The sequence below is a fragment of the Nonomuraea lactucae genome (genome assembly GCF_003313395.1).
GTDB lineage: Bacteria > Actinomycetota > Actinomycetes > Streptosporangiales > Streptosporangiaceae > Nonomuraea > Nonomuraea lactucae.
The window spans coordinates 1-7,199 of record NZ_QNFZ01000894.1; the positions used below are offsets into that span (position 1 = coordinate 1).

General features: G+C 71.9%; 9 protein-coding genes. 2 read left to right on the forward strand and 7 right to left on the reverse strand.

Annotated elements, in window-relative coordinates; all coding sequences use genetic code 11:
* Positions 1-111: 111 nt before the first annotated feature.
* Complete coding sequence (locus DQW85_RS30910; RefSeq protein ID WP_113703336.1) at positions 112-735, reverse strand: TetR/AcrR family transcriptional regulator; 624 nt, start codon at positions 733-735, stop codon at positions 112-114.
* Between the two features lie 79 nt (positions 736-814).
* Between DQW85_RS30910 and DQW85_RS30915 the strand changes: the two genes are divergently transcribed.
* Positions 815-1,222: a RidA family protein gene (locus tag DQW85_RS30915; RefSeq protein ID WP_113703337.1), complete on the forward strand. Its 408-nt coding sequence runs from the start codon at positions 815-817 to the stop codon at positions 1,220-1,222.
* A 46-nt stretch (positions 1,223-1,268) separates the two neighbouring features.
* Here the strand turns inward: DQW85_RS30915 and DQW85_RS30920 are convergent, their stop codons facing one another.
* Positions 1,269-2,051 carry an alpha/beta fold hydrolase gene (locus tag DQW85_RS30920; RefSeq protein ID WP_113703338.1) on the reverse strand — a complete coding sequence of 261 codons (783 nt, stop codon included), beginning with the start codon at positions 2,049-2,051 and terminating at the stop codon, positions 1,269-1,271.
* Between the two features lie 214 nt (positions 2,052-2,265).
* Here DQW85_RS30920 and DQW85_RS46140 point away from each other — a divergent pair, with 214 nt between their 5' ends.
* On the forward strand, positions 2,266-2,643 hold the full coding sequence (locus DQW85_RS46140) for a hypothetical protein (protein WP_205315539.1): 378 nt from the start codon (positions 2,266-2,268) through the stop codon (positions 2,641-2,643).
* Here DQW85_RS46140 and DQW85_RS30930 read toward each other — a convergent pair.
* The 5 genes from DQW85_RS30930 to DQW85_RS30950 all read right to left on the reverse strand — a co-directional run.
* A complete protein-coding gene (locus DQW85_RS30930; RefSeq protein ID WP_205315540.1) occupies positions 2,610-3,296 on the reverse strand; it encodes an HAD family hydrolase in 687 nt (228 codons plus the stop codon). The two genes, DQW85_RS46140 and DQW85_RS30930, sit on opposite strands and share 34 nt — an antisense overlap.
* Before the next feature lie 31 nt (positions 3,297-3,327).
* Positions 3,328-4,524 carry an acetyl-CoA C-acyltransferase gene (locus DQW85_RS30935; RefSeq protein WP_113703339.1) on the reverse strand — a complete coding sequence of 399 codons (1,197 nt, stop codon included), beginning with the start codon at positions 4,522-4,524 and terminating at the stop codon, positions 3,328-3,330.
* A gap of 47 nt (positions 4,525-4,571) precedes the next feature.
* Positions 4,572-5,330 (reverse strand): 3-oxoacyl-ACP reductase FabG, encoded by a 759-nt coding sequence (gene fabG, locus DQW85_RS30940; RefSeq protein WP_113703340.1) that lies wholly within the window; start codon positions 5,328-5,330, stop codon positions 4,572-4,574.
* Between the two features lie 56 nt (positions 5,331-5,386).
* Positions 5,387-6,448, reverse strand: a complete 1,062-nt coding sequence (locus tag DQW85_RS30945) for a phosphotransferase family protein (protein WP_205315541.1) — start codon at positions 6,446-6,448, stop codon at positions 5,387-5,389.
* The coding region (locus DQW85_RS30950; protein ID WP_162795510.1) for an SDR family oxidoreductase at positions 6,441-7,199 on the reverse strand (759 nt) is incomplete at its 5' end. The genes DQW85_RS30945 and DQW85_RS30950, both read right to left, overlap by 8 nt.

Sequence of the window (7,199 nt, forward strand, 5' to 3'; positions counted from 1 at the left end):
CACCACGGCGGCCGGCTGGGCGGTGCTGGCGGCGGCGCCCAGGTCGGCCGGTCGCAGCCTCCGCGCGTGACCATGGCCGGTCGCGGCGCGCGTACGGGTGCGGGGCGCGGGCTATCCGCCTTCCAGCCGCAGCTGCTTCCAGCCGTTCTCGACCGACAGGCGGCACCTGCCGGGGTCGTCTCCCGCGCTGATGAACAGCGCGGTCAGCAGGAGGACTCCGTTGGCGAGCGTCTGGCGCGGCAGGGGGCCGTTGGCGACCAGGGAGACCAGCCCGTGGGCGATCGTCCAGCTCTGGGTCGCGAGTTCCAGCGGGTCGGTGCCGGCGCGGAAGCGGCCGGCGTCCCTGGCCCGCAGGGCGGCTTGGACCAGATACTCCAGGGTCGCGTCCGCGGCCTTGAGGTCTTCGAGGTCGAAGTTCGCGTCGAACATGACCCGGTACAGGTCGGTGTGGTCCAGAGCGTTGCCGAGGTAGGCGGCGACCAGGACCGTCAGGTCCTGAACCGGGTCCTCGGACGTGGGCACCGTCGCGAACCTGGCCGCCAGGCGGGTGAAGCCCTCCTGCCGCAGGGCCTTCCACATGCCGTCCATGCCGCCGAAGTAGGTGTAGACGGCCATCGTCGACACGCCGGTCCCGGCCACCAGTGAGCGCAGGGTGACGGGCTCGCGGGTGCGGAGCATGCGTGCGGCCCGCTCGATGAGCAGGGTGCGGACCGCGGGATCCTTCGTTCTCGCCACAGCACCAGAATATATAGCATTGCAATGCTATAGTTAGGGGAACGACGAGCCCGCGCGCTCTCACGACAAGGAGTCAGCAGTGGCCATCACCCTGGTGAACCCCGAAGGACTGCCGAAGGTCGACATCTACCGCCAGGTGTCGGTCGCCACCGGATCGAAGCTGGTCTTCATCGCCGGTCAGGTCGCTCGCGATGCCGACGGGGGCAGAGTCGGCGAAGGCGACCTCGCCGCCCAGGTCGAGCAGTGCTACCTCAACATCGGCACCGCCCTGGCCGCGGCCGGCGGCTCCTTCGACGACGTGGTGAAACTGACCGTCTACCTCGTCGACTGGACCCCCGACAAGATGCCCCATTTCCTGGAGGGGGCCGCCCGGGCCTCCGCGAAGCTGGGCGTCACCCCGGTCCCGCCGCTCACAGGCGTGGGCGTCGCCGCGCTGGCCGAGCCCGACCTCCTGGTCGAGATCGAGGCCACCGCGGTCATCGACTGAACCCACGCACGGTCCCCGCCCGCGGGCGGGGACCGTGCGCCTGTTCCTACGTGGAACGCACCGAGTCCTCGAGGAAGCCGAGCACCAGCGGAAGGACGACCTCGGGCGCCTCCAGGGTGGGGCTGTGGCCCACGCCCTTGAGCTCCACCTGGCGGGCCCCGGAGATCCCACGCACCATGTCGGCGGACCACGCCGGAGGGCGTACGACGTCCTCTTCGCCGTTCACGACGAGAGTCGGCGCCGTGATCGACGCGAGCAGCCCGGTGGCGTCCTCACGTTCGATCACCCCGCGCGCCGCGTGGTGCAACCGGGCCGGCAACGCCGCGAACTGGCGGCGGAACTCGTCGACGAGCTCCTGCTTCGCCGGGTCGCTGCGCGTCGACGCGCCGAGCATGATCTCGAGCACCACCTGCTGCATGCCGGCATCGAACCCGGCCTCCTCGATGTGATCCGCCACCGCGCGGAACTCCGCCATCTGCTCGGGGGGCTCCGCGCGCACCGAGGTGCCGATCAGCACCAGCGCCTCCACGGCGTCGGGGTTGGAGGCCGCGAGCCGGACGGCGACGTCGCCCCCCATGGACTGGGCGACCAGTGAGTAGCGCCGTACGCCCGCGCGCTCCAGCGCCGAGGCGAGGTCCTCGACGCAGTCGTCCATCGTGACCGGCGCGGTCGCCTCGTCGATGCGGTCGCCCTGTCCCGGGAACGTCGGCTGCAGGAACCGGAACCGGCCCTTACCGGACGCCACCAGCCGGTCGAACATGTGCGGGCCGAGGAAAAGTGAGTGCAGGCACACGACCGCGGGAAGGTCGTGCTCTCCGGTGTCAAGCATGCTGCGCCTCCACGTCTCGGGCCTCCCCGCCTCCGACCGTCCCGCCCGCGACGAGCGCGGTCATATCTTCAGTGAGCGGTACGTCAGCCATCCGCGGTCTCCTTGTCTTCCGCCCCACCTTCAGCCGTTTCACGGAGCCTAGATGAACTCGGCTTCAATTTCAATGGCTGTTCGCCGCTAGGCCGAGCGAACCGGACAACGCTCGGACTGTCAGGTGGGCGGTTCGCATCCCTACCGCGGCGAGGCGGCGCTTCTCGCGGCCACGACGCTGGCCGCGGTTCTCACCGGCGCTCGCGGTGTGACGCCCGCGGGTGCGGCTTCCGCCACCGCCTCGATCGCCACCCCCAAGGTCTCGCTGCGCAACTACTCAAGGTTGGTGCGCGCGTGGCTCGTGTTCCCGACAAGTCATACGAGGGCGGGTGAGTCGGGAGTCACCCGCCCCGCGACGAGCGTTCCGTCCCGCACGCTGTGGCCGCCGCCGGTGACGTACCCGCAGATGCGAGCGCTGGCCGCCGAGATCCTGCCCGGCTCCCGGTACCGCCGCCACCTCATGTGGCGCTACAGCGTCACCTGGCGCAAGCCGCGGGACTGAGCCGGCGAGAACCATCCGTCGAGGACGCGGACCGTCTCGGCGCCGTCGGAGTGGAGGAGTCCCCGGATGCCGAGCCGGGCCGCTCCGTCCAGGTTCTGCTGGAGGTCGTCGATCATCACCGTGTCCTCCGGCGCCACGCCGAGCCGCTCACAGGCGATCGTGTACATCCGGCGGGCCGGCTTGCGCACGCCGACCTCGCCCGAGGCGACGACCACGTCCGCCAGCTCGGCCAGGTCGTAGCCCCGGTAGCAGTCGTCGCCGAGAGAGTTCGACACGATCGCGACCGGCACGCCCCGGGCCCGCAGCCCGCGCATCGCGTCGAGCATCGCGGTGTCCGGCCGCAGGCGCGACTGGAGGCCCCGCACGAACCCCTGCGCGCCGGGGTCGACCCCGTGGTGCCGCATCCGCGCCACGATCCCGGCCTCGAACTCGCGCTCGGCCATGCGCCCGCACTCATGTTCGACGAGGAGCCGCGCGGCTTCGTCGTCGTCGCGGAACAGGCCGGTCGCGAATCCCGGGTCACCGCTGATCTCCTGCGAGAACGCGCGGAAAGCGTCGATCACGCTGGTGGTGAGCACGCCACCGAAGTCGGTGAGCACGGCTCGGGGAGCGGGAGCATGAGCCATGGCGTCGCCTTCCACTGTCCTGAACATGACTTCGAACTTTAGTTGCTGCCCGGCCCGCTCAGGCAACCGCGAACAACCCGGCGGCTCCCATCCCGCCTCCGATGCACATCGTGACCACGACGTGCTGGGCCCCGCGCCGGCGGCCCTCGATCAGGGCGTGGCCGACGAGACGCGCCCCCGTCATCCCGTACGGGTGCCCGACCGAGATCCCGCCACCGTTGACGTTGCAGCGCTCGGGGTCGATGCCCAACTCGTCGCGGCAGTACACGGCCTGGGAGGCGAAGGCCTCGTTGAGCTCCCAGAGGTCGATGTCGTCGATCTTGAGCCCGTGCTGATCGAGGAGCTTCGGGATCGCGAACACCGGGCCGATGCCCATCTCGTCGGGGCCGCACCCGGCCACGGCGATGCCCCGGTAGACCCCCAGCGGCTCCAGTCCGCGCCGGGCCGCCTCGCCCGCCTCCATCAGCACCGACGCGGACGCCCCGTCGGACAGCTGGGACGAGTTGCCGGCGGTGACGCTGGAGCGCGCCGTCAGCTGACCGTCCGGCAGCACGGGGCGCAGGACCGCCAGCCCCTCGGCGGTCGTGGAGGGCCGGTTGCCCTCGTCGCGGGTCAGCGTCACCTGCCGGCCGATGACCTCGCCGTCCTCGCCGACGACCTTCTTCACCGACGGCAGGGCGACGATCTCGTCGTCGAACCGGCCGGCCTCCTGGGCGGCGGCCGTACGGCGCTGCGACGCCAGGGCGAACTCGTCCTGCCGCTCCCGGCTCACGCGGTACCGGTCGGCCACGATCTCGGCCGTCTGCAGCATCGGTATGTACAGGTCGGGCACGTACTCGGCCAGCCACGGATCCTCGGCGCGATAGCCGTTCATGTACTCGTTCTGGACCAGCGAGATCGACTCGACTCCCCCGCCCACGACCACGTTCATCCCGTCGTGCACGATCTGCTTCGCGGCGGTGGCGATCGCCATCAGCCCCGACGAGCACTGGCGGTCGATCGTCATCCCGGCCACGCCCAGGCCCAGCCCCGCGCGGAGCGCGCCCTGCCGCGCCACGTTGAAGCCGGAGGACCCCTGCTGCAGGGCCGCGCCGAGCACGACGTCCTCCACCTCCGGGCCCTCCAGCCCCGCACGCTCGACGGCGTGCCTGATGGCGTGCCCGGCCAGCTCCTGCGCCGAGGTGTCGTTGAACGCACCCCGGTACGCCTTCCCGATCGGCGTCCGCGCCGTCGAGACGATCACTGCTTCCCGCATGTCGATCTCCTTCTCTTCCCTTCGTGGCGGCCGTCTCGTGGCGGCCGTCAGACCGTCGGACCGCCGGCGACGTAGAGCACCTGTCCCGACACGAACCCGGAGTCCTCCCCGACGAGGAACGCGACCGCGGCGGCGACGTCCTCGGGCCGGCCCGAGCGCGCGACCGGGGTCCGCTCCACCATGCGCCGTTTGAGTTCGTCGAAGTCGATGCCCATCCGCGCCGCCGTTGCACGGGTCATGTCGGTCTCGATGAACCCGGGCGCGACCGCGTTGGCGGTGATCCCGAACTTGCCGAGCTCGATCGCCAGCGTCTTGGTGAACCCCTGGAGTCCCGCCTTCGCGGCGGCGTAGTTGGCCTGACCCCGGTTGCCGAGAGCCGACGTGCTCGACAGGTTGACGATGCGGCCGAAGCCCGCGTCGACCATGTGGCGCTGCACGGCTCGCGCCATGAGGAAGGAGCCGCGCAGGTGGACGCTCATGACCTGGTCCCAGTCGTTCAGCGTCATCTTGAAGAGCATGTTGTCGCGGAGGATGCCGGCGTTGTTCACCAGGACGACCGGCGCCCCGAGACCCTCGACGACCTGCTCGACGGCCCGGACCACCGACGCCTCGTCGGAGACGTCGCAACCGACCGCGAGCGCTCGGCCGCCGGCGCCGGTGATGGCGTCGACGACCTCCGTGCAGTCGGAGGCGTCGAGGTCGAGCACGGCGACCGCGTGGCCGTCGCCGGCGAGGCGGCGCGCGATGGCGGCGCCGATCCCTCGTGCGCCACCCGTCACGATGGCGACGCGCTGGGTGTTCGTCATGTGTCCGTAGTCCCTTCGTCGTGCCCGGCCCGTGGGCCGGCCTTCTGCCGGCTCGTTCAGATCCCCGCCGCCGTCGCCACCTCGTGGGCGTGGCCGACGAGCGCGTCGACACGCTCCGGGGTCAGCGTGCCGTCCGCGGCCTTGTTCAACGGCTCGTCCAGGGCCCTGCGCAGCACGCCTTCGGCGATGACCGCGATCTTCCACAGCCCCAGCGCGTGCCAGAAGCCGACGGCCGAGACGTCTCGGCCGGTGGCACGGGCGTACTCGTCGACGAGCTCGTCGCGGGTGGGGAAGCCGTCCAGCGTTGACGGGGCGAACTCCTGCACGGCCGGGTCCCCGGCCCGCGGCCAGTACGCGAGGAGTGTGCCGAGGTCGGCCAGCGGCTCGCCCAGCGTGCTCAGCTCCCAGTCGAGCACGGCGACGACCTCCCCCGTCTCCGGCGAGGTGATGACGTTCTGCGGATGCGGGTCGCCGTGGACGAGGGTGGTCTCGCGCTGGGGCCCGGCGGCGCCGGCCAGCCGCCGCGTCAGCGCGTCGAGCGCCGGGAGCTCCCGCGTCTTCGAGTGCTCCCACTGCCGGGACCAGCGCTTGAGCTGCCGCGGCGCGTACGGCGCGTGGCTCGCCAGCCCGGAAAGGCCCGTCGCGTCGAGGTCCACGGCGTGCACCTCGGCGAGCGTGCGCGCCAGCGAAAGGCCGACGGCGCGGCGCAGGGCGGGTGGCGTCGCCTCGGCGACCGCCATGCGGTCGAGGACCGTCCCGTCCACCCACGACATGAGGAACGCGGGCGCGTCGTCGCCGACCGCCCCGCGCGGTAGCACACCGTGCACCTCGGGCACGGGCACGCCGGTCTCTCGCAGCGCCGCCAGGATCCGCGCCTCGCGGACGACGTCGTGCGCCGACTCGAGCAGCTCGCCCAGCGGTGGACGGCGCAGCACCCAGCTGCGCCCGCCGCCCTCACGGAGGCGGTAGGTGAGGTTCGACTGTCCCAACCCGACCCGTTCGAACGACAGCTCCCCCGCCGGTTCGATGCCGTGTGCCGCCATCCAGCGGCGCACCGCGGCGGCGTCGACGCCGGGAACGCCCGCTCGCCGCGCCGATGCCTGCGCCGTCCTAGACACCGGCGGACGCCTCTCGCCGTCGCTCCGACTCGGGCGAGACCGCCACGCCGAGCAGGGCTCCCCCGTCGATCACCAGCGTCTCGCCGGTGATCCACGACGCGGATGCGGAGGCGAGGAACGCGATCGCGTCCCCGATGTCACGCGGCTCGCCGATCCGGCCGAGGGGCAACGAGGCGTTGAACGCGTCCTCGTGCTCCCTCCACAGCGCCTCCGCGAGCCGGGTACGGACGACGCCCGGCGCGACCGCGTTGACGCGGACCTTCGGCGACAGCTCGATCGCCTGCTGCTTGGTCAGGTGGATCAACGCGGCCTTGGTGGCGTTGTACACGCCGAGGTTCGGCTCGGCGGACATCCCGCCGACCGAGGCCGTGTTCACCACCGAGCCGCCGTGCTCGCCCATCCAGGCGCGTACGGCCAGCCCGGTCCACAGCAGCGGGGCCCACACGTTGACGTCGAACGTCTTCGCGAACCGCGCGTGGTCGACGTCGACGAGCGGCCCGTGGGCCGGGTTCGTGCCCGCGTTGTTGACCAGCACGTCGATGCTGCCGAACCGCCCCAGAGTGAAGTGGACGCACGCGCGGGCGGCCTCCTCGTCGACCGCGTGCGCGCCGTAACCGACGGCCGTGCCCGCTCCCGGGGGGGCCGCCGCGTTGACGCTCTCGGCCGCGGCCTCGGCGGACTCGGTGCTGCGGGAGGTCAGCACGACGTTCGCGCCCGCGGCGGCGAGCGCCTCAGCCGCGCCCAGCCCGAT

What these genes read in the sequence shown, in the direction of transcription:
- fabG (WP_113703340.1), bottom strand. Translation starts at nt 5,330, where the DNA reads ATGACGAACACCCAGCGCGTCGCCATCGTGACGGGTGGCGCACGAGGG.
- DQW85_RS30920 (WP_113703338.1), bottom strand. Translation starts at nt 2,051, where the DNA reads ATGCTTGACACCGGAGAGCACGACCTTCCCGCGGTCGTGTGCCTGCAC.
- DQW85_RS30935 (WP_113703339.1), bottom strand. Translation starts at nt 4,524, where the DNA reads ATGCGGGAAGCAGTGATCGTCTCGACGGCGCGGACGCCGATCGGGAAG.
- DQW85_RS30930 (WP_205315540.1), bottom strand. Translation starts at nt 3,296, where the DNA reads ATGTTCAGGACAGTGGAAGGCGACGCCATGGCTCATGCTCCCGCTCCC.